Raw genomic sequence first — 22,196 nt, forward strand, 5'->3', positions numbered from 1 at the left:
AGGTCTTTATGTCCACTGCCAAGAACGATTACTGCGTCTACCGGTTGTTGAACATCAAATACTGGGAAATCGTGTTCCACCGTGGCGATGAGTGAATTCGCCACCGGATTCCAGCTGGTCAAGCCTAATAAAAGTACGGCGCAGAATAGCAGTAGCTTGGCGAACTTTGGGCATTTCTTTATTAATAACAAGGCTAGACACATCGCCAGTAAAGTGAGGGGAATGGGCATCAACATCATGCCGATGATTTTTTTGAGATAGAACAGAATAAGGCTCATGATAGATCAGTAATGATTATAAAAGACGTTTTAGCATACCGTTTTATGGGTAAAATAGTCGCGTCTTTTACGTGGATTGTATAAAAATGATGACGCCTGAAATTTATATTAAACGTCAATGCAAGGCCGACACAGTGGAGCGAACCTCTTTGATTCAGTCATTGTGGAGCGGTTACGGCGAGGTGGTGCGTTATTCGCTAACGGGACAAGAGTCGCCATCGTCTGTGATCGCCAAACATTGCACATTTCCCTTGGACGTGAATCACCCTAGAGGCTGGCATTCGGATCACGCGCATTTGCGTAAAGTGCGTTCTTACGAAGTGGAGCAAGTTTGGTATCGACAATGGGCGTCGCGATGCAATCCATCGGCTCGGGTTGCGCAGTGTTATGGGGATTTCCATGACGAACACACGGGGCAAAGGTTGACGCTGTTAGAAGATTTGGACGCCGCTGGGTATTCAGACCGATATTGGGAACATAATATGGATTATGTGTTGTCTTGCATTAATTGGTTGGCGGCGTTTCACGCGAGTTTTATTCATTCTTCTCCTTCGCTGAATTGGCCGCAAGGCTTGTGGAAAAAAGGCACATATTGGCATCTAGATACGCGACCAGACGAATGGGCAGCAATGCAAGAAGGCGAGCTGAAATCGGCGGCGGCTGAATTGGCTGAGTGTCTGGATAACGCACGCTTTAAAACCATTGTTCATGGTGATGCCAAAGTCGCCAATTTTTGTTTTTCCCCAATGCATTATTCAGTGGCGGCGGTTGACTTTCAGTATGTTGGCGGTGGCGTTGGGGTTCAAGATGTGGCGTATTTTCTGGGCAGTGCGCTGACTGAATCTGAACTGGCCGACAATATCGACTATTTACTGGCGCATTATTTTGCTGAGTTAGGGCGTGAGTTAATGGCGCAAGGCGAGTCACAGGCTTTGGTTCATGAGGTGGTGGACGAGTGGCAGCGCTTGTTCCCGATTGCGTGGGCGGATTTTCACCGTTTTATTATGGGCTGGTCACCGACACACTCTAAGAATACGCTCTTTAGTCAGCGCCTTACCGAACAAGCGCTGACACAATTAGGAAGGGATTAGCGACTAAGACGATCTCAAGGCGCGGTTGGTTTTTGCAGCTGCTTCGGCCTTTAATGTGGTCTTCTGGCCACGGATGTTTAGGGTATCGTCCGCGCATTTCTTTGCGCACTTCTGGGTACGCTTCACGCCAAAAAAAGCCAAATCTTGTGTGACCGCCAGCGGGCGTTGTCCCGGTGATAAGAGTTCGATGCGCACTATTTGGTTGAGCACGGTTGGGCTGGTGGTGTAACCAAACATTTCTTGCAGTTTGACGCGTAGGGTTGGCTGTTGTTCGCAGTAGTCAATCGCGTGACTTGCCCCCGATGGTACTGTGATTCTTGCCGGTACGGTTTTGTTCAATAGCGACTGCAATGACCAATCCAAACGGTTGATTAAAATATCCGCCAAGGGCAATTTGTTTATCACTTGTTGGTTGGTGGCCTTGCCTAAGTACGGGCCAAGCCATTCTTCCAAATTCGTGAGTAGCGCCGTATCGGAATATTCTGGCCAGAGGTTTTGTTTATCATGGATAAAGGCAAATTGCAGGCGCGCTCGCAGTTGTTCGCTTGCCTCATTCCAAGGCAAAACGGACAGACCTTCTTGGCGAATATACTGACAAACCGCTTGGCAAACATCGTCTTCGGATGGCGCGCTGAGTTTCTGTTTGTCGAGGCAAAGTTTGCCTATCCAGCGTTGTGTTTCGCTCAATAAGCGGCCATCTTTTTTTGACCATGCAAGGTGGTTTTTAACGGTCAAAAGATCAGCAAAGCCTTCGGTGAGAGTCGAGATGGCCAGTGGATAAGCAAGAAAAATACGGTCTTCATCTTGTCCATGATGACCGCCTATATCAAGCGCAATAAGCCATTCGCTCTGCGCGCAAGGGTCGAGCGACGACAGACTTGCCATGCGACCATTAGCGAGTTTGTAACGTGTTTTGTCGGCGTCTTGCTGGAGGCGTTGAGCGATGCGATCGGCAAAGGCACGGACCAATACGTGTGAAAGGTCATGGTTGCTTTTGCCCATTTTTGGCGTAAGTGATTCTGCCAAGTGAATGGTTTGGCTGCGGGCACGCCATTGCTGCTGCGCTTTTAAGTAGCTCTGTCTCGGTCGCTTGCCCTGTGTCTGATTGTGACCTGCCAGCCACTGAAGCCGATTCGACACATCACTGTGGTGATTCGAAAATGGGTCGCCTTCCGACAGTATGGTGCAGATGGCGCTGGCCAAATCGCTGTCACCATTTTGTTTTCCATCTAAAAGCAATCGAGCGAGTCGAGGTTCGATGCCGAGATTGCTCATCTGCTCACCGAGTTGGCTTAACTCTAAAGTCGGTTGTGATGTTTGACTCTGTTTAAGTGCTTGCAGATTGGTTAGCAAGTCGATCGATTGTTGCCAATGGCTGTTTGGGGGCGGCGTAATCCAATCCAATTCAAGGCGTTCTTGCACGCCCCATTTCGCCAAATCCATCACCACACTGCTGAGGTCGCTGATTTCTATTTGTGGCTGCGCCTGTGGTGCGAGCTGATGTTGTTGGCCTCGCTCCACCAACGATAACAAATGCCAGCCTCTGTGCGCCCAGCTCGCCCCATACCGTTGAATGGTTTCGGCTTGGGTTGCACGACGAGTATGCAGTCGCGTGGTGGCGGTGTTGGCATCAAAGCGCGCTTCTCGGCTTAAACCGCTGTCGATCACCACTCGAATGCCGTCAATGGTCAAGCTGGTTTGTGCTATTGCCGTTGCGAGTACAATTTTCCGGTGTGGTGCTGTTGTGGGCTCAATCACAGCCTCTTGCTCTTTGAGGCTGAGTTCGCCGTATAAGGGTAAGATGCTTAGGTTTGGCTCATGTCCTAAACGTTGTTGTAACTGGCTTGCCACTTGGCGAATTTCTTTTTGACCGGGTAAAAACACCAAAATGTTGCCAGTTTCTTCATTAAACGCTTGGCAAGTGAGTCGAACCACTTCATCGGTGACTTGAAAGGTCTTGAGGGCTTTATTGCTGTAGTGCGTAGTGATGGGAAAGCTTCGACCTTGGCTGGTGAGTGTTGGGCAGCCAAGTCGTGTTTCGAGCGCTTCTGTATCGAGTGTGGCGGACATAACCAAGAGTTTCAGTGGGTCTTCGTCGCGATACAGTTCTCGTGCTTGTAAACACAAGGCAAAGGCCAAATCTGAGTGGAGATTACGCTCGTGAAATTCGTCAAAGATAACCAAAGCGATGTCGTCTAAACTTGGGTCATCGTGCAGCATTCGTGTCAGTACGCCTTCGGTGACGACCAGCACTTGTGTCTGAGAGCTTTCTTTTCCTTCGTGACGAATACGATAGCCAACGCGTTTTCCAAGCGGCTCTTGTAAGCCATCTGCAAGACGCTTTGCCGCGGCTTTGGCTGCCAGACGCCTTGGTTCTAACATGATGATTTTGCGACCTTTGAGCCAAGCTTCTTCCATCAGCGCCAGTGGAACCACCGTGGTTTTACCTGCCCCAGGTGCGGCTTCTAATATCGCTTCGTGGTGATGCAATAGCTGGTTTTTTAGCTGGGGAATGAGTGAGTGAATGGGCAGTTCGCTGGACATAAGATGGCTCGTTGTTGTGCTTTGCTTATAATAACGTGTTTAACCGCTGGGCGCAGTGTCACTTTGGTTTTACCAACACCTTTGGTTGGGCAATGGCAATGTCGGTTTTGCAGGTGGCGATACAGGGAAGAAAATAGCCATTTTGCTTTTCTTTCTCGTTTAAACCATGGGGGTGTCGATGTTCGTAATCAATTTCGCCATCCAGTAAGGGGGTTAGGCAAACACCGCAAACGCCATTGCTGCAGGCGTGTTTTATAGGAACGCCGGCAGAGGTCAATGCGTGCAGAATGATATCGCCTTGTGCAATCGAAAGGGATTGCTCGGGCGTTAAAAAAGTAAGGCGAATCTGTTTCGTCTGCACAATATTTTCCTACTGTTAATTTTCTATTAACTTTACCATGATATGACTAAGGTGCTGACTGCTGTATTCTGAGCGACTGGCCTAAAATAATAATGACAATGGATTTCAACCCAAGATGATAGAACAGCCATGACAGAGCAAAACAAAAAGACGTTATTAGTCGTCGACGATGACCAAGACATCCGTCAACTTTTAGGCGATGCGTTATCGCAAAAGGGTTACAAGGTCTTGGAAGCGGAAAATGGTCGCCAGATGTGGCTGCATTTAGACGCAGAACAAGTGGATTTGGTGCTAATGGATTTGTACCTACAAGAAGAAGACGGCTTGAACCTCGCTCGGGAGATTCGCGCACGTTTTGTGATGCCGATAATGATGTTAACGGGCAAGGGCGACGAAACAGATCGTATTTTGGGCTTGGAGTTGGCGGCGGACGATTACATGATGAAGCCGTTTAACTTGCGAGAACTGACGGCGCGCATTCATGCCTTGTTACGTCGTTCCTACGCGGTGCCGGTCGCAACGGGCAGCACCATCAATGAAGACCATGATTGTTTACGCTTTGGCCGTTGGACATTGGATTTAACCGCTCGTCTTTTGCATGACCCAGATGGCACATTAGTGACGCTGACCTTGGGGGAGTTTTCGCTTCTGGAAGTGTTGGCTCGCCATCCTGATCGTATTTTCTCTCGTGAGCAATTGATTGAACAAAGCCGAGGCCTAGAAACCGAAGTGTTTGACCGCACCGTTGATGTGCTGATTCTGCGCTTGCGCCGAAAAATAGAAACCAACCCCAAAACGCCAGAATTCATTAAAACTCAACGAGGTCTGGGGTATTTTTTCCAAGGCCCAGTGCGGATGAACTAAATGCGCTTTATTAGCATTCGCCAAAAAGCCTCGTTGTCCATTTTGGTCATCAGTCTGGTGGCTTTTTTCATGGTTGGCATTGGTTGGCAATCCATGCGCGTCAGCGAAGCGTCGTTGTCGGAATTCGAATCCGAAACCCTACCCGAAATCAGCACCTCGCTAACATTAGCCGAGGGGGTTGCCCAGTTGGCAGCCATCGCGCCATATACCGCGGGATCCGGTCGGCCCTTCCAATTACAAACTGAGTCAGAACGCATCCACCTTCGTATTTTAGAACTGCGTGGTGTGGCAGACAGTTTGACGGATTCGGTGTTTCAACGAGACATTGATGACCGTTTGGACGACCTGCAAACCACGCTGGAAGAATTGGTTGCCCTAGTGCGAGAAGAACTGTATCTGCGTGAGGACAGTTTGGCGCAGCAGTTCCGTATCCGCCATTTGCCAATAGAAGCAAGCGCCTCCGCCGTGACGAGCCAGCAAGGATTGGTGTGGCTGTTGCAACTGCTGGAGTCGCCAAGCTTGGTGCCAGAAAGCATGTTGAAACAGCTAAAACTGTCGCAAAAAAGCGAGCAAGTGGCGGAAATCGCCGACGATTTATTGATGGCGCATCGTCGCTTAAATCAAATCCAAGAGCGCAAAAACTATCTACTGATTTCGATTCGCGCGAAATCCGAACAGCTCAGCAAACAAGTCAGTGACTTTGTTGGGGGCCTACAGAAAAAAGTCAGTCGACAACGCCAAGAAGTGTCGTCATTTGTGGCCCGAGGGCAAAATTGGCTGATTGGCATTTCGGTGTTTTTGCTGTTGGGGCTGACGCGTTTGTATTGGTATAGCCAGCGCATGACCAAAGATTTGGGGGTGGTGACCAACGACATGGAGCAGCTGTCGTTAGGGCGAGTGGATTCAAAGCACACGGGTATTCGCCGTAATGATGAAATCGGTACGCTGGCAGACACGTTTGAAGTTTTCCGTCGTGACGCATTGCGGCGTTTGGAAGTGACCGCAGAATTGTCTGAGCAGAAGCGATTGCTCGAAACCATTTTTGACAACATGAACGATGGCCTAAGTGTGTTTTCTGCGAAAGGCTCCTTGGTGGCGTGGAACTCGGGCTATCAAAAATTGTTTGATTTATCGGACGACGATTTACGGGTCGGTATGCCGATCGATGATGTGCAATCTTTGATTAACCAAGGGCAACATAAAAATCTGAATTTGGAAAATCAGCAAGTTCATATGGAAGAAGTGAACGTGTCGCGGCATTTGCGTTTTCAGAGTTTTGAACGCCATTTTGACTCAGGCAAGATCGTTGAGTTTCGTTCTAAGCCGATGCCCGAAGGCGGTTTTGTGACCTTGTATACGGATTTGACGGAACGTAAGAGCGTTGAAAGTCAGCTGCGTCAGGCACAAAAAATGGAAATGCTCGGACAATTAACCGGTGGCGTGGCTCATGATTTCAATAACTTACTGGCGGCGATTATGGGCAACCTGCAAATGTTGTCTGACTCCCGTCCACAAACCGATGACCAAGCCCGATACATTGAACGTGCGCTGGTGGTATCTGAAAAAAGCAGCAACTTAGTGCAGCGGTTATTGGCGTTCAGCCGACGTCAGCAGTTGTTTCCGGTGTCGATTGGCATCGATGATCTGATCGAAGGCATGCTGGATTTGGTGGAATACAGCGTGGGGTCGCACATTGTGGTTGAAAGTGATTTGCAATGCCCTGATGCCATGAGCTTAATTGATCCTTCTCAGCTGGAAAATGCCTTGCTGAATTTGTCTTTGAACAGCGCCAGCGCGATGCCAGATGGCGGCAAACTGTCTTTTTCGACCAAGCTGTGCACTCTGCCAAACAGTGACGTGCCAGCGATTCGTATTCGCGTGGAAGATTCGGGCGAAGGCATTGCCGACGAGGTGATAGGCCGTATTTTCGAACCTTTTTTCACCACCAAACCGGTTGGTAAAGGCAGCGGTTTGGGCTTGAGTATGATTTACGGTTTTGTGAAGCAAAGCGGTGGGGAGATTCAAGTGACGTCTGAAAAGGGCCAGTGGACTCGGGTGTGTTTGTTCTTGCCTAGGCAGTTGGTGCCATTAGATCACGCCACTAATGCCAAAGACGAAACAGAAAGCCGCTCTTTGCCGCGCACCGCGATTCCATTGCCCGAATCCAGCTTGGTGTGGCTGGTGGAAGACGACGACGAAGTGTGCCGGGTAATGCGTGAACAGCTCGAAAAAATCGGCTTTATGGTGCAAACCTTCGACTGTGCCGAAGCCGTGATGAAAGCGTTGAGTAAAGCCATATTGCCGGACGCCATTGTGTCCGATGTGAACTTGGCTGGCACCATGAGCGGCGTGGAGTTGGCGCACAACATTGCGTCTGACGTGTCAGGCTTCACGGGGCCAATATTGCTGATGTCGGGCTTACCTAAAGAAGAATTGAAGCAAAAATATCAATTAAAAGACGACGATTTATTTATCTCAAAACCTTTTACTATCAAGGAGTTAAGCGGAATATTTCAGTTGAAAAACTGATTTATTACAAATATTACAAAAAAAGAATAAACAATGAAATTATTCATTAGTTTTTGATCTCCATAGTGGTTTGTTAGAAACAGAGTCGGGACTGGATCTGTTTTTAACATGGCCTTGCTGCCAATAATAAAAACAAAAAACTGGAGTTCTAACATAATGAAATTCATTCCTTATAAGAAATTGGCTTGTCTTGTTGCTGCTGGCGCGTTATCTAGCGTGGCGATGGCAGAAACCCCTATCATTGGTCTTATTACTAAAACCAACACCAACCCGTTCTTCGTGAAAATGAAAGAAGGCGCGCAACAAAAGGCGGCTGAGCTTGGCGTTGAATTGCGTACTTTCGCTGGTCGCTACGATGGCGATAACGAAACGCAAGTACAGGCTGTTGAAAACCTCATTGCCGCTGGCGCAAAAGGCATTCTAATTACCCCAAGTGACACGGCGGGTATCGTTCCGACTATTCAAAAAGCACGCGATGCCGGTTTGCTGGTTATCGCGTTAGACACACCACTTAGCCCAGCCAGTGCGGCTGACATGACATTCGCAACAGACAACTTCAAAGCGGGTGAAATGATTGGTATGTGGGCAAAAGCAAAAATGGGTGACAAAGCCAAAGACGCCAAAATTGGCTTGTTGGATTTGAGCACTAGCCAAATCACTGTTGACGTTGCCCGTGACCAAGGTTTCTTAAAAGGCTTTGGTATCGACATTAAAAACGCGAACCGCATGGGCGATGAAACCGACCCTCGCATTGTGGGTAATGATGTGACTCAAGGTTCTGAAGAAGGTGGCCGTCGTGCGATGGAAAACCTACTTCAAAAAGATCCAGATATTAACTTGGTATACACCATTAACGAACCTGCTGCTGCGGGTGCGTATGAAGCACTGAAATCATTCGGTCTTGAAAAAGACGTGTTGATTGTTTCTGTGGATGGTGGTTGTCCTGGTGTGCGTAATATTAAAGATGGCGTGATCGGCGCGACTTCTATGCAATTTCCTCTGAAAATGGCCTCTGAAGGTGTAACTGCGATTGTTGAGTTTGCGAAATCTGGCTCTCGTCCATCAGCGTCTAATGGTCTGGACTTCTTCGACACAGGCGTTCAGTTAATCACTGATGAGCCAGTTAAAGGTGTTAACTCTGTCAGCTCTAAAACGGGCTTGAGCATGTGTTGGGGCTAATCAATCTCTTGTGATAGATGGGCGAGAAAGTGCCCGCTTTTTGCCGTTAGTCGTGAGTTGGACTAGCGGCACTTTTTCTGTCTGGAGCACTTTTTCCGTTTAGAGCAATGTTTCCTGTCTGGAGTAATCTATGAGTTCTACCAACCCAAAACCGTCCACAGCGGTGCTAGACCACGATAAAGTCGCGGATCAGGCCAGCACCTATGTTGCCAAGTTTGAGCGCCATGAAACGCCGTTGCAGCGTTTCAAAAAGTTTCTTCATCATTATCCTATTGCCGCGCCTCTGATTGTATTGCTGTTGGCCGTTATCAGTTTTAGCGTCATTGTTGGTGACCGCTTTTTACACCCTTTTAATTTGTCCTTGGTGTTACAACAGGTGACTATTATTGGTGTCATTGGTGTGGCACAAACATTGATTATCTTAACCGCGGGCATCGATTTGTCTGTGGGTGCGATCATGGTTCTGACCTCCGTCGTTATGGGACGGATGGCGGTGAATCATGGTATTGATCCTAGCTTGTCAATTTTAATCGGTATTGGTGTCGGCGCTTTGGCGGGGTTCATCAATGGTCTGTTGATAACGCGATTAAAAATCCCACCTTTTATTGCCACGCTGGGTTCTTGGAATGTGTTCTTTGCGCTGAACCTATGGTATTCGAAAAGTGAGACCATTCGTTCGCAGGACATCAGCAATATCGCGCCATTACTACAATGGACGGGCCAAACCATCGACTTCTTCGGAGCAAGACTGACTTATGGTTCCCTGTTGATGTTGGGGATCTTCTTTCTGATTTGGTACGCCTTGAACTGGACGGCGTGGGGTCGTCATGTTTACGCAACGGGCGATGATCCGGAAGCCGCGAAATTGGCCGGTATTCGTACAACGCGTATTCTGATGTCTGTTTATGTGTTGGCTGGCGTGGTATGTGCTATCGGCGCGTGGGTGCTTATCGGTCGTATCGGTTCGGTTAGCCCACAAGCAGGCACCATGACCAATCTGGACAGTATCACTGCGGTGGTTATCGGTGGCTGTAGTCTATTCGGTGGACGTGGTTCTATTTACGGTACGCTTATTGGCGCCTTAGTAGTGGGTGTGTTTCGAAACGGTTTGGCGCTTGCTGGTGTTGATGTATTGTGGCAAGAGTTTACCGTCGGTATTTTGATTATTTCGGCTGTGGCCATTGATCAGTGGATTCGAAGAGGGACAGCATAATGACAGCACATTACGATCAAACCCCGGTATTACAAACTAAGAATTTGGTAAAACGTTACGGCAGTGTGACCGCCATTGATCATGCGGATTTTGAACTCTACCCCGGTGAAATACTGGCGGTAATCGGCGACAACGGCGCGGGAAAATCGTCACTGATCAAAGCCTTGTCTGGCGCACTCATTCCTGACGAAGGCGAGATTTTGTTGGATGGCAAACCTGTCAGTTTTTCTTCGCCAATGGAAGCGCGTGCGTTAGGCATCGAAACGGTGTATCAAAACTTGGCGGTGTCGCCTGCGCTTAATATTGCGGACAACTTGTATTTGGGTCGTGAATTATTAAAACCGGGTATTTTAGGCTCTGTTTTTCGCATGCTGGATAAGAAAGAAATGGAGCGTCGGGCGAAGGAGAAAATGACCGAGCTGGGCTTGATGACGATTCAAAACATCAGCCAAGCGGTGGAGTCGCTGTCTGGTGGTCAGCGCCAAGGTGTGGCCGTGGCGCGTTCGGCTTTGTTTGGTAGCAAAGTGGTGATCATGGATGAACCTACGGCGGCATTGGGTGTGAAAGAATCTCGTCGGGTTTTGAATTTGATCAAGGAAGTTCGCGACCGTGGTTTGCCGATTATCTTGATCAGTCACAACATGCCACACGTCTTTGAAGTGGCGGATCGTATCCATATCCATCGCTTAGGCAAACGTGCAGCCATTGTCACACCTCAGTCTCATTCCATGTCGGATGCGGTGGCCATTATGACTGGCGCCATGGACGTTGAAGCGAGCGAGGGAGAGGCGGCATAAAGAAAAAACAAAGCGGCTATTCTTATCTTCGGCAAGGTAAGGCAAAATAGCCGCTTTTTAAGCTTGTTAAGCGAGCGGTCATCAGGGGTATCACATGAGTTTTATAAAACAGACAATGTCGGGGTTGAAAAAAACTCGTTCCCTTTTGAAGGCCAATCGCCTCATGCCGAGTGTATTGGCTGTTTCTGTTGCTGCTGCTTTATTGGCGCCACTAAGCTCACAATCTTCGGAACCAGCGCCACTTAAGTCCATTGGGATGAGTGTCGCGGACTTGGGCAACCCCTATTTTGTTCAGTTGGTTGAATCGGCCACCTCTAAAGCCGAAGAGCTTGCTGGTGCGCCCGTCACCATGTTGATCCGTTCTGATGCCTATGACTGGCAACGTCAAATTTCCCAAATTAATGATTTTATTGAGCAAAAAGTCGATTTAATTGTGCTAACCGCGGCTGACGAATACAAGGTTGGGGCGGTGGTGGCGAAAGCTCAACGAGCCGGCATTAAGGTGATTGCAGTAGATGTGAACGCCCATGGCGCTGACGCGACCATCACCACCGACAATGTTCAAGCGGGCGTTGTTGCCTGTGAAAAGCTGGCCGAAAAAATCGGTTACAAAGGGAATTTTGTCATTATTAATGGCGTGCTGGTGTCGTCCGTTATTGAGCGAGTGGCCGGCTGTAAATCCGCATTAAATAAATACCCGAATATCACCTTGCTCAGTGACCGTATGAACGGCACTGGCAGTGTGGAAGGCGGGATGGAAGCCATGACGTATTTAATGGAAGAGTACGATCACATTGATGCGGTGTTCACCATCAATGATCCGACTGCCTTTGGTGCTTTGCGTGCGGCACAACAAGCCAACCGTAACGAGTTTGTGATGGCTTCCGTCGACGGTGCACCGTTTGCCGTGGACATTATCCAAAAAGACGACAATCCTTGGATTGCTACGGCGGTTCAACGGCCTATTCCGATGGCAGAGAAAGCCATTGAAATTGGTATGGATTTGTTAAAAGGCAAAGACGTTGCCCAACGTTTCATTTTGATCCCTTCTGTATTGGTTGAAAAACACCATTAGCCCCGACGGCGTCGCGATTCGGGTGAATTGCGACTTGGTTTTTGTCGTAAAGAACGGTAAGCTATCGGCCTTCGTTAAAGAGGCCATGTATGGACACTTCCACGTTATTTTTACAAATTTTTAATACGGTTTTTCCTCTTGCCAGTATCGTTCTGGTGGCGTTTTTCTATGCGCGTGTTCGACCTACTGACATGACGGTGGCGAACCGTTTGAACATCAGTGTGTTTTGTCCTGCGCTTATTTTCTCTGTTATGGCATCGAAAGAATTTCATATCGCGCAATACGTTGATCTGATTATTGCGGCTGCCGTGGTGGTGTTGGGCTCGGGGTTGTTGGTGTGGCCGTTATGCAAATGGCTGAACATTTCACCGAAAACCTTGGTTCCTCCGATGATGTTTAACAACAGCGGAAACCTAGGGATTCCGTTGATTGTGTTGGCGTTTGGTGAGTCGGCTTTACCTGTGGCTGTGGTGCTATTTTTAACGGAGAATTTGCTGCATTTTACGGTTGGTATGTACTTACTGAACCCCAAAACCAATCTTTTTAATGTACTGAAAATGCCGATGATTATTGCCACGGCGTTAGGGTTGGTATGGAGCCTGCAAGGCTGGACTGTCTTGCCGGCCGTGAAGGTTTCGGTGGATATGATGGGGCAAATTGCCATTCCTCTGATGTTGTTTGCGCTGGGTGTACGTATGACACATGTGGATTTTAGTCAGTGGAAATTGGGTGTGATCAGTGGCATTTTGTGTCCATTAAGTGGTCTGATTATGGCAGTGATTTGGCAGTATTTTGTGGGTATGTCCGCGGAAAACTTTGCCTATTTGTTGATCTTCGCATGTTTGCCGCCTGCGGTATTGAATTACATGGTGTCGGAGTTGTATCAACAAGAGCCGCATAAAGTGGCCTCGATTGTATTGATCAGCAATCTGATGAGTGTGGGAATTATTCCTTGTGTGTTGTTTTATGTTTTATAACGCGATGTTGGGAGAATGGACATGTTAGTGCAAATTGGGTTGATTGCGTTACTGGTGGTGGCGTATGTCATCATTTCGCGCCTATTAAAATCCAGTGTTACCTTGTTGGGTCGAAATAAAGCCGCCAATGAAGTGCGCATAACCTATGTATCAAAAATGTTGAACCTTGGGTTTACGGCGATTTTTGTTCTATTGGTGTGTCTGGTACTGGGCATTGGCTATGGGCAGTTGGCGATCTTTTTCTCGTCTGTGTTTGCGGTCGTCGGCGTGGCATTGTTTGCTCAATGGTCAATTCTGAGCAATATTACCGCCAGCTTGATTATCTTCTTTGGCTTTCCTTACCGTGTTGGTGATTGGGTGAAAGTCGTGGACAAAGACGACGAAATTCTTGGCCATATTCTGGAAATATCGACATTTCATGTGATTATCGAGCGCTTATCCGGCGATGTCGTTACTTACCCAAACAGCTTGATTTTGCAAAAGGCGGTGATTCGTTTTGAAAGCAAAGAAGCCGCGCAAGCGATGAGTCAGTTCGCGCAATCCAAAAACGAAGAGAAAAGTGATAACGCTTGATTTGAACAAAAAACAGCCAATTTTTTCGGGTTTTCATCTATCTGTGTCATACTAAGAGGCTTTCATCTTCAAGAAGGGAGCCTCTTGTGAAATCTGACCCTGAATCTTTATTAAAAAACAACGATGCATTGATTCATTCGGATGCATTGAAAGTAAAATCCCACGCTCAGCGTCCCCAAGAAGACTGGGTGCTGCACACCCTAATGATCGAAGGCTACGACGTGCCTTTTCGTTTCAAACGCCAAGGCAAATACCGTACTTTGCGCGGCGCTCGTGTGAACCTTACATATTATCCAACCCAAGAAATGGTCGCCGGTATTCCGGTAGAAATCATGAAAGTCGTGCGAGTAAAGCGAACTTAATGGGCGTCACTCGTTGCCAGGCATATTGTGGCTTTTCTTCTTGCTGATATGAACTTAATATGGCGTCGATTGTCTGTGTTTCAGGCGTTTATCTTTGCATATTAGGTGTACAAAATAATGGAAATGAGTCGTTCGGGAAGTTGGCTTGCCACGTTAAAACGCATTGAGCGTAGCGTTTGGTTTCAAGGTTTTATCATCAGCATTATCGTGATTGCGGCATTAACGGTTGGCGCAAAAACCTATTCTTTACCCTACGGTATTGATAAAGCCATTACCTATTTGGATAACTTTATTACCGTCTTCTTTCTGGTGGAACTGTCTCTTCGTTTCATTGCCTGCGACGACAAAAAACGCTTTTTCAAAGACCCATGGAATATTTTTGACACTGTCATCGTGATTGGCAGCTTAATGCCTGTTTCTGAAACTGAAATGATTTTGGTCGCACGTTTACTGCGTGTGTTCCGAGTGTTACGTCTGGTGTCGATCATTCCTGATTTGCGCTTTTTGATCAACGCCTTGCTTAAAGCCATTCCCAAAATGGGCTACATTGCCTTGCTGATGTTTATCATTTTTTACATCTTCGCGGCGGTGGGTTCTATCTTCTTTCATCAAGTAAATGAAGAGCTTTGGGGCGATATCGCCATTTCTATGTTGACCTTATTCCGCGTTGCTACGTTCGAAGACTGGACCGATGTCATGTATGAGACGATGGACGTTTATCCGTTCAGTTGGATTTTTTACATCATCTTCATCTTCTTAACCGCGTTTGTGTTTTTAAACATGATGGTTGGTGTGGTGCTGGATGTGATGACGCGTGAAACCGCGCAAGAAGAACACGAGAACCAAGAAAACCACCATCATGCTTTGGTGACGCAAATCTCTGAGTTGCAAGCGCAAGTGGCGCGTCTTGCCGATAAGATAGATGCGCAACAAGACTCCAATAAGAAATAACCTCTGATCTCAAACCGGGCGCTGGTGTATTTTTTCAGCCAGCGTCCGCCAAACGTATTCAACATCAGCCCTACTAGCACAACCAAAATCCCTATCCATTGCATTGCGCTGACGGTTTCAGAGAGAAAAATTTCAGCGGATGTTAAACCGACCACCGGCACGCCCAAAGTGAGTGGCGCCACCGTAGCAGCGGGATAGCGAGACAATAAATAGCTCCATAAGCCGTAGCCCGCTAACGTCGCGAACAAGGAAAGATACGCTAAGGTCGCGAGTTTTTAGGTTCAAATTCACAATGTTGCTCCACATGACATCGCCGCCATCAATGAAATAAGCGCACAGAAAGAAAGGCACAGGCGGCACCCAGCTTGACCACACGATAAGGTTAAGGTTGGCATCGTAACCTTTTCGGCTGATGATCTTGGTGAAAATATTGCCCAACGCCCAGCTAGAACCCGCTGCTAAGGTTAAGCCAAAGCCAAGCGCCGTCATGGTGGTGTCTTCATTGTCGAACCCAATCACCGCCAAGCCACCAATCGCAATGCCGATAGCCAATACTTGATAAGGCCGAACGGCTTCTTTTAACAACAAGACCGCGAACAGCAGCGTAAAAATGGCCTGAGATTGCAGCACCAATGAGGCCAATCCCGCGGGCATACCAAACGACATGGCGCTGAATAAAAACGCAAATTGCCCGAAGTTCAGCGACAAAGCGTAACCAATACACCAGAGTAGCGGGGTGTTAGGGCGAGAGAAAAGAAGCAGCCAATAAGGCCAATCACAAGAAACCGCAAACCGCCCAACATCATTGGGGTAAGCTCATCCAATCCCCAGCGCATAACGATAAAGTTAAAGCCCCACGCGACAATAATAAAAAGCGCCAAAAACATATCTTTGCGAATCATGTTGAATCCTTAACTGTATGATCATAGTGGGGCAAAAAGTGATCAAACACTTTACGTGGTTTAGGCGAATTTGCACATGGACAGATAAAGAAAGAATTAAGGACACAGACGCGAAAAAAGAGGGCAATGGACGTACTTCACCCTATTCATTTTTCCGTTTTCGGCATTAATAGAATGGATAAAGCATTCATTCGTGAGTGAATCTAGGCTAAATTGGCGGAATATACGCTGAAATCTGCCGCAGATTGGCAACGCGTTCATAATAATAAAAGAAACAAGAAGAGTACCCATGTCATGCGTATTTTAGTGGTCGAAGACGATCGGATTTTAGGCGAAGCCATCAGCCAAAGAATAGGGCGAATGGGGCATGGGTTGGATCTTGCTCAAACTGGAAACCAAGCCAACCAAATGCTGGGGGTGCAAGAATACGATCTTATCTTGTTGGATCTAAATCTGCCGGACATGACGGGCAATCAGATTTTACAAAACCTTCGGAAAAAACAATCCAATACCCCAGTGATCATTCTCACAGCGCGAGATGAAATAAAAGACCGTATCGAACTGCTGGATTTGGGCGCCGACGACTACATGGCCAAGCCTGTGGATTTTGGCGAATTGGAGGCGCGTTGTCGTGCTTTACTCCGCCGCAGTCAAGGGCAAGCGCAAAATACCATTGAATACGGCAATGTGTGTTTGGATCTTCAGGCGTGCACTGTGACGGTAGCTGGGGTGTTGATTGAACTGAAACAACGCGAATTTCGTTTGTTAGAAGTATTTATCGGGCACACTGGTCGAGTGCTGAGTAAGGAAACCTTGATTGAGCACATTTATAATTTCAACGAGAACCCCAACCCTAGCGTTATCGAAATTTATGTAGCGCGCCTACGCAAATCCTTGCAGGACAGTGATATTCACATTCGCACCATTCGCGGATTGGGTTATTTGTTGGAAAAACACCATGACTAAGGCGACCACGTCTATTCGTCGGCAGCTTATTTTTATGGTGGCCACGGTACTGATTTTGATTAACGCCGTGGCGCTTTGGAGTACGCATATTTATGCGAATCGAGCGGCCAAAGAGTCCTACGATCGTTTGCTATACGGCTCGGCTTTGCAAATGGCGGAAAACATTACGTTGTTAGACAGCAAGGTATTTATTGATTTACCTGTGTCGGCGTTTGAAACGCTGGCGTTATCGACCTCAGATCGGGCATTTTACGCCATTATGAACGGTCAATATCAGGTGTTAACCGGTTATAAAGATTTACCGAATATTCCTTTTCCGCAATTATTACTGCAATCGAAAGAAAAAGAAAAATTCCAACCTATTTATTATGAAGCCGATTATCGCCATGAGAGAGTGCGTTTTGTGGCGTTAGGTAAGCGACTGTTTGAAGCCGACAACGTGAATGACGTGTTCATTATTGTTGGGCAAACCTTGGGCGCTCGCGACGTTGCAGCAGCCGAAATGAGCCAAATGGTGCTGCAATTTGTGACCTTGTTTTTCTTTATTACGTTGCTGCTTCTGCTGTTCGTTATTTGGCGAGTATTGCAGCCATTACAGGCCATCAAACAAGCCATCACAGAGCGCTCGCCCCAAGAACTGTCACCATTAGAGGCCAATGTGCCGAGCGAAATCGCCCCCTTGTTGAAAAGTATTAATTACTTTATGGCGCAGTTGGACACCACATTGAGTCGTTTAAAACGCTTTACTGCCGAGGCGGCTCATCAAATAAGAACGCCATTGGCAGGGCTGAATTCGCAAGCACAAAATGCGTTGGATGAAACGGACGAAACACTGCGTCAAAAGCAGTTACAGCATATTTTAGAAAGCAGTGACGTATTGTCTAACACGGTTAATCAGCTATTGAATCGAGCCACATTGACGCACCGTTTTCAGAGCCATCCTTTTAGTCCTGTGTCTTTAGACCAACTTACCAAAGAAACCTGTCGTGAATTGGTGGTTTGGGCGTTACAACAAGATGTAGAAATGGAATACGTGGGCGAGGTGCAAGCGACCATAAATGGGGACGAATTTGCGTTAAAGCAAATGCTGCAAAATATCATTGAAAACGCCATTAAATACAGCCCGAAAGGTGGCGTGGTTGAAGTGGAATTAATGGCCGATAGCAAGAAACCGGCCGCGTCTTGGGTGTTGCAAATTCGTGATCAAGGCGTTGGTGTACCGGATCAGGATAAGGAACACATATTTGAGTATTTTTACCGCAGTCCAGACAACTTTACGTCCGGGACAGGCATAGGCTTGTCCATTGCAAAAGAAGTTGCAGAGCATCATAACGCCCGATTTCATCTGAAAGACAATCAGCCGAATGGACTAATTGTAGAGGTGATTTTTCCTCAGCACAGTGAGGCGCTTTTATGATGACGCGTTATGTGGGCTGGTGCATGTGGTTATGGGTGAGCTTTTTGGGATGGGCTGTGAATGCCAAAACGACGGAGTTTGTGGTTTTTCCCAGTGTCCATGAGCTGAAAAACGAGGCGTCTACTGCGTATCAACAATATCCGGTTTTGACGGTTCGTGGTGCAATCAATCGCGAAGCCATAGCGCCGTTGTTTCAGGCATACCAAGAAAAATACCCTAATGTGGTGATCCATTATGCTGAATCCAATACTCGGCATTTGTATGAGCAGTTTTTGACACAGCCTGAATCTCGACCAGATATCATGCTCAGTCCTGCAATGGATTTGCAATTTAAACTGGCAAACGATGGTTATGCGTTGGCGTACGATTCTCCAGAACTGGCCAATGTGCCGAGCGACTCTTATTGGCGCAATGAGTTGTTTGGTTTTACCTATGAGCCGATTGTAACAGCGATCAACAGCGACATTTTGGCGGGTGAAACTCTGCCTCAAAGTCGTGAGCAATTGTTGAATTTGATTCGCAGTAAGAACCATTTGCTAGACGACAAAATTGGTTTGTTTGATATTCAGCAATCTGGGTTAGGCTATCTGGCGTGGGCGTATGATGGCCAGCAATCTCGCAGTTATGGTCGTTTACTGGAAGCGTTTGGTACGCACCAAGCAAGACTTTATACGGACACGTCTTCCATGCTGAATGCCCTTTTAAAAGGGCAGATCTTCATTGCGTACAACCTAGTGGGAGCGTATTCGTATCGTTGGTCCGAGCAATATGATTGGATCAGAACCATCATGCCGACTGATTACACGTCGATTATTATGCGCACCGCGTTTATTCCAAGAGATGCTCAGCAGCCTGTTCTGGCTAAGCGCTTCATTGATTTTTTGCTGTCACCAACGGGGCAACATATTCTGGCGAATCAATCGGGGATTACACCAATAAGCTTAAATGCCGTTGGTCCCTATAGCCGAGAAGCTTTGCGTAAGCTGCCTCATGGCATTTTTCGCCCGATTCCGTTAGGGCTGGAGTTGTTGATTCAAACCGACGATGCCAAAAAACACATTATTTACCACGAATGGGACAGTGCCATGTTGTCCGCTGAACCGTCCTTGTCTGTAACGCCTTAATTTTGACGCTTTCTGATCCATGAAAGGTTCATGAAAGGTTGCCTCGCTAAAGTGATCAGGTGATATCAAAACAAAAATAATTTGGAGAAAACCATGTTTAAAAAAATACTGATCGCGAGCGCATTGTGCGCGACTCTGGTAAACAGCCCTGTGCAAGCGGCTGAACGTGTATCTATTGGCACTGGCGGAACGGGCGGTTTGTTCTATGTCATCGGTGCGGGCATTTCTGAAACCCTCAATAAACACATGGATAACACAACGGCGCGTGCCGAAGTAACAGGCGCGTCGGTGGAGAATAACCACCGCGTAGCAGCGGGTCAAATGACGCTAGGTTTGTCCTCTTCTTCTACTCTGTTTGAAGCAAAAAATGGCCAAGGCCCATTCAAAGTCAGCGGCCCATTGGATGTCGCGGGTATCGCCTATTTGTACCCTGCCGTTTTGCAGGTGGCGACGATTGCTGGAACGGGTGTGGACTCTTTTGAAGCACTAAAAGGCAAACGAGTAAGCATGGGGCCTCCAGGCAGTAACGCGGCGGTATTGGCGACGCGTTTATTGCAAGAGTATGGTGTGTTTGATGACATTACACCGCGATTTCTTTCGTATAACGAAGGGGTAAAAGCCTTGGTGAATGGCCAAGTAGAAGCCACGGTGGTGTTGGCTGGTGCACCTACCTCGTCTTTGATTGATCTTGATTCTCAAACCGACATGAAGCTGTTATCTGCGGATGTGAATAAGCTTGATAGCCTGATTCAGAAATACCCTTTCTACCAAGCGTACTCATTGCCAGCTGGAACTTATCCAGATCAGACAAAACAAGTGGTGATGATCAATGATCCTGCAATTTTGTTTACCAGTGGCAAAGAAGACCAAAGTAAGGTGTATACCATCACTAAAACCATCTTTTCTCATCTCGATGAGCTGGGACAAATTCACCCACAAGCCAAAGCGATCTCTCTCGATACGGCGAAACGAACGCCAGTGACTTTGCATCCGGGCGCGAAGAAATACTTTGATGAAGTAAGCGGTCAGTAGGAGCGTCATCATGTTGAAGACAAACCTACAAAGTTTGCGTCTGGAATCGACGTTTGCAGGTGGCAAAGAATTGGCCTTGGTTTCCATTCTGTTTAGTGTGATTGCTGCGACAGTTGCTGGCTTTGTGCTGTACGGTGCATATTACGGTGGCATTACGGCGTTGCTTTTGAGGTCGTCATTTTTCTCTTTAGTTGCAGCGGCGGCCATGCTGTTTTATGCCTTACGATACAAAAGTGTGGCGGGGCGCGTGGTGTTTTACCTATTTGCTCTTGCGGCGTTGGTTCCTGGACCGTACTTATGGCATTACTACATTGATATTGTCATGCGTGGTGCTATGTCGATTGGGCAGGATAAGTGGATCTTTATTGCCCTCATCGCGGTGGTGTTTGTCTTCGTTCGTATGGCGGTGGGTTGGGCGCTGATCACCTTGATGGCGCTGGCCTTCTTGTATGCCTATTTTGGCTATTTGATACCAGGGAAATACGGCCACGGTGGCTACGATTTGAGCCGCTTAACGTCGACGTTGATGCTGTCAACCGAAGGGGTTTATGGCGTTCCCATGGGGGTGGCGGTTGAGTATATTTTCTTGTTCGGTCTGTTTGGCGCCATCTTAACCAAGATTGGTACAGGCGAAGTGTTCGTGGACATTGCCCGAGGCTTAACTGGACGTGTTCAAGGTGGTCCCGGTTTGTCGGCGGCCTTGTCGAGCGCCTTGTTGGGATCGTTGAATGGCAGTGCTGTTGCTAATGTGGTGACGACCGGAACCTTTACGATTCCGCTTGCTGAAGCGTGTGGGCTACAGCGCTAAATTGGCGGGAGCCGTAGAGGCTGCAGCCTTCGGCAGAGCCAGATTATGCCACTGTCATGGGCGCCGCGGCGTTTTGATGGCAGAAATGATCGGTATTCCGTATGCGGAAGTGGCGTTAGCGGCCTTGGTTCCGGCGCTTTTGTATATCTTTGCGTTGATGATTTCTGTGCGGCTTGAAGCGGGTCGTCTTAACTTAGCGAGAGACACCGAGGCGGGTTTGCAGCTTTTAGTGAGAACGTTGCGTACTAAGAGTTACCTTTTGCTGCCATTGGTGGTGTTGATTGGTTTAATGATCTCAGGAAAGTCACCGACACAAGCTGCGGTAATGGGAATTCTTGCGGGTCTGTTGGTGTGTCCTTGGAAAAAAGAAACGCGTATTAATGTGTTTGATTTGATATCAGCTTGTAAAGAGACTTTGTCTTCGACTTTGCCCATTGTGGCGGCAGTAGGTGCGGCTGGGGTGATCATCGGTATTTTGAATTTAACCGGTATGGGGTTGATGTTGTCTGGCTTGATCATTGAATTGGGCGATGGCAATTTGTGGGCGGTTTTGTTGCTGACTGCGTTGGCGTCTTTTGTGTTGGGAATGGGGCTGCCGACCTCGGCGGCGTATTTGCTGCTGGCTGTCCTCGTTGCCCCAGCGATGACGCAATTGGGCATGGAAACCTTGTCGGCTCACATGTTTATTTTCTATTTCGGTTTGGTGTCTGCGATTACGCCACCGGTAGCGCTGGCTGCTTATGCTGCTGCCACCATATCGGGCGCTGACGCAAATGAAACGGCCGTTGAATCGATGCGTTTGGGTTTTGTGAAGCTCTTGGTGCCGTTTTTGTTTGTCACTATGCCAGGGGTGTTGTTGATCGGAACCACGACCAGTGTGGTGGCGGCAATTTGCTTTGCGACCCTAGCAACCGCGTCGATGAGTATTGGTTTTTCTGGCTGGCTACGTGAAAATTTGCCTTGGGCAACGCGTTTGTTGTACGTGGCGGCCGCGATATTGATTGCTTGGCCAGCGGCGGCAACGGACACGTCGTTGTTTGTCGTCAGTGCACGAGTATTGGGTGTGGTGGTGTTTGCAGCATTGCTGATTAAGGCCAGTACTCAGACCAAACTCAAAACTATGAAAGTTCACGCTTAACCGTTCAGGCAACCA

Annotated in this window: 21 protein-coding genes and 2 pseudogenes; 17 read left to right on the forward strand and 6 right to left on the reverse strand. The window is 47.8% G+C overall.

Annotated elements, in window-relative coordinates; translation table 11 throughout:
* Positions 1–278: pseudogene (locus N5P32_RS06470) on the reverse strand (ElyC/SanA/YdcF family protein); the annotation flags it as partial.
* Positions 279–364: 86 nt separating this feature from the next.
* Between N5P32_RS06470 and N5P32_RS06475 the strand changes: the two are divergent.
* A complete protein-coding gene (locus tag N5P32_RS06475; protein ID WP_265728299.1) occupies positions 365–1,369 on the forward strand; it encodes a phosphotransferase in 1,005 nt (334 codons plus the stop codon).
* Here N5P32_RS06475 and hrpB read toward each other — a convergent pair.
* A pseudogene (gene hrpB / locus N5P32_RS06485) lies at positions 1,332–3,913 on the reverse strand (ATP-dependent helicase HrpB). The gene N5P32_RS06475 and the pseudogene hrpB overlap by 38 nt on opposite strands.
* A gap of 58 nt (positions 3,914–3,971) precedes the next feature.
* The gene (locus N5P32_RS06490; RefSeq protein WP_265728301.1) at positions 3,972–4,274 is read right to left on the reverse strand and encodes a 2Fe-2S iron-sulfur cluster-binding protein; all 303 of its coding nucleotides are present in this window, start codon (positions 4,272–4,274) and stop codon (positions 3,972–3,974) included.
* Between the two features lie 129 nt (positions 4,275–4,403).
* Here N5P32_RS06490 and N5P32_RS06495 point away from each other — a divergent pair, with 129 nt between their 5' ends.
* The 10 genes from N5P32_RS06495 (at position 4,404) to N5P32_RS06540 (ending at position 14,794) form a co-directional block, all read left to right on the forward strand.
* On the forward strand, positions 4,404–5,138 hold the full coding sequence (locus tag N5P32_RS06495; protein WP_265728302.1) for a response regulator: 735 nt from the start codon (positions 4,404–4,406) through the stop codon (positions 5,136–5,138).
* Positions 5,139–7,667, forward strand: a complete 2,529-nt coding sequence (locus tag N5P32_RS06500) for a PAS-domain containing protein (RefSeq protein WP_265728303.1) — start codon at positions 5,139–5,141, stop codon at positions 7,665–7,667. It abuts the gene before it with no gap.
* Between the two features lie 156 nt (positions 7,668–7,823).
* On the forward strand, positions 7,824–8,846 hold the full coding sequence (locus tag N5P32_RS06505) for a sugar ABC transporter substrate-binding protein (RefSeq protein WP_265728304.1): 1,023 nt from the start codon (positions 7,824–7,826) through the stop codon (positions 8,844–8,846).
* A gap of 130 nt (positions 8,847–8,976) precedes the next feature.
* Complete coding sequence (locus N5P32_RS06510) at positions 8,977–10,059, forward strand: ABC transporter permease (protein WP_265728305.1); 1,083 nt, start codon at positions 8,977–8,979, stop codon at positions 10,057–10,059.
* Entirely contained in the window at positions 10,059–10,856 is a 798-nt protein-coding gene (locus tag N5P32_RS06515; RefSeq protein ID WP_265728306.1) for an ATP-binding cassette domain-containing protein, read from the forward strand. The genes N5P32_RS06510 and N5P32_RS06515 overlap by 1 nt, the downstream gene beginning before the upstream one ends.
* A gap of 94 nt (positions 10,857–10,950) precedes the next feature.
* On the forward strand, positions 10,951–11,931 hold the full coding sequence (locus tag N5P32_RS06520) for a substrate-binding domain-containing protein (RefSeq protein WP_265728307.1): 981 nt from the start codon (positions 10,951–10,953) through the stop codon (positions 11,929–11,931).
* Positions 11,932–12,020: 89 nt separating this feature from the next.
* Complete coding sequence (locus tag N5P32_RS06525; RefSeq protein ID WP_265728308.1) at positions 12,021–12,908, forward strand: AEC family transporter; 888 nt, start codon at positions 12,021–12,023, stop codon at positions 12,906–12,908.
* A gap of 21 nt (positions 12,909–12,929) precedes the next feature.
* Positions 12,930–13,481: a mechanosensitive ion channel domain-containing protein gene (locus N5P32_RS06530; RefSeq protein ID WP_265728309.1), complete on the forward strand. Its 552-nt coding sequence runs from the start codon at positions 12,930–12,932 to the stop codon at positions 13,479–13,481.
* An 86-nt stretch (positions 13,482–13,567) separates the two neighbouring features.
* The gene (locus N5P32_RS06535) at positions 13,568–13,843 is read left to right on the forward strand and encodes a hypothetical protein (protein ID WP_072842024.1); all 276 of its coding nucleotides are present in this window, start codon (positions 13,568–13,570) and stop codon (positions 13,841–13,843) included.
* Between the two features lie 117 nt (positions 13,844–13,960).
* On the forward strand, positions 13,961–14,794 hold the full coding sequence (locus N5P32_RS06540; RefSeq protein ID WP_265728310.1) for an ion transporter: 834 nt from the start codon (positions 13,961–13,963) through the stop codon (positions 14,792–14,794).
* Here the strand turns inward: N5P32_RS06540 and N5P32_RS17960 are convergent.
* Genes N5P32_RS17960 through N5P32_RS17965 form a run of 3 tightly spaced genes read right to left on the reverse strand, consistent with a single transcriptional unit; the run spans position 14,701 to position 15,696 of the window.
* Positions 14,701–15,042: an EamA family transporter gene (locus N5P32_RS17960; protein WP_322783833.1), complete on the reverse strand. Its 342-nt coding sequence runs from the start codon at positions 15,040–15,042 to the stop codon at positions 14,701–14,703. The two genes, N5P32_RS06540 and N5P32_RS17960, sit on opposite strands and share 94 nt — an antisense overlap.
* Positions 14,927–15,502 carry an EamA family transporter gene (locus N5P32_RS06545; RefSeq protein WP_322783834.1) on the reverse strand — a complete coding sequence of 192 codons (576 nt, stop codon included), beginning with the start codon at positions 15,500–15,502 and terminating at the stop codon, positions 14,927–14,929. Before N5P32_RS06545 ends, N5P32_RS17960 begins: the two co-directional genes overlap by 116 nt.
* Complete coding sequence (locus N5P32_RS17965) at positions 15,493–15,696, reverse strand: hypothetical protein (RefSeq protein WP_322783835.1); 204 nt, start codon at positions 15,694–15,696, stop codon at positions 15,493–15,495. The genes N5P32_RS06545 and N5P32_RS17965 overlap by 10 nt, the downstream gene beginning before the upstream one ends.
* Before the next feature lie 294 nt (positions 15,697–15,990).
* Here N5P32_RS17965 and N5P32_RS06550 point away from each other — a divergent pair, with 294 nt between their 5' ends.
* The 6 genes from N5P32_RS06550 to N5P32_RS06575 all read left to right on the forward strand — a co-directional run bounded on the left by N5P32_RS06550 (position 15,991) and on the right by N5P32_RS06575 (position 22,181).
* On the forward strand, positions 15,991–16,662 hold the full coding sequence (locus tag N5P32_RS06550; RefSeq protein ID WP_265728311.1) for a response regulator transcription factor: 672 nt from the start codon (positions 15,991–15,993) through the stop codon (positions 16,660–16,662).
* A complete protein-coding gene (locus N5P32_RS06555) occupies positions 16,655–18,079 on the forward strand; it encodes a sensor histidine kinase (RefSeq protein WP_265728312.1) in 1,425 nt (474 codons plus the stop codon). Before N5P32_RS06550 ends, N5P32_RS06555 begins: the two co-directional genes overlap by 8 nt.
* Positions 18,076–19,203 carry an ABC transporter substrate-binding protein gene (locus N5P32_RS06560; RefSeq protein ID WP_265728313.1) on the forward strand — a complete coding sequence of 376 codons (1,128 nt, stop codon included), beginning with the start codon at positions 18,076–18,078 and terminating at the stop codon, positions 19,201–19,203. Before N5P32_RS06555 ends, N5P32_RS06560 begins: the two co-directional genes overlap by 4 nt.
* Before the next feature lie 93 nt (positions 19,204–19,296).
* The gene (locus N5P32_RS06565) at positions 19,297–20,235 is read left to right on the forward strand and encodes a TAXI family TRAP transporter solute-binding subunit (RefSeq protein ID WP_265728314.1); all 939 of its coding nucleotides are present in this window, start codon (positions 19,297–19,299) and stop codon (positions 20,233–20,235) included.
* 10 nt (positions 20,236–20,245) lie between these two features.
* Entirely contained in the window at positions 20,246–21,043 is a 798-nt protein-coding gene (locus N5P32_RS06570) for a TRAP transporter large permease subunit (RefSeq protein WP_265728315.1), read from the forward strand.
* Complete coding sequence (locus N5P32_RS06575) at positions 21,015–22,181, forward strand: TRAP transporter permease (RefSeq protein ID WP_265728316.1); 1,167 nt, start codon at positions 21,015–21,017, stop codon at positions 22,179–22,181. Before N5P32_RS06570 ends, N5P32_RS06575 begins: the two co-directional genes overlap by 29 nt.
* Positions 22,182–22,196 lie beyond the last annotated feature (15 nt).

Origin of the sequence: Marinomonas pontica (genome assembly GCF_026191375.1) — a bacterium.
GTDB classification, from domain to species: domain Bacteria; phylum Pseudomonadota; class Gammaproteobacteria; order Pseudomonadales; family Marinomonadaceae; genus Marinomonas; species Marinomonas pontica.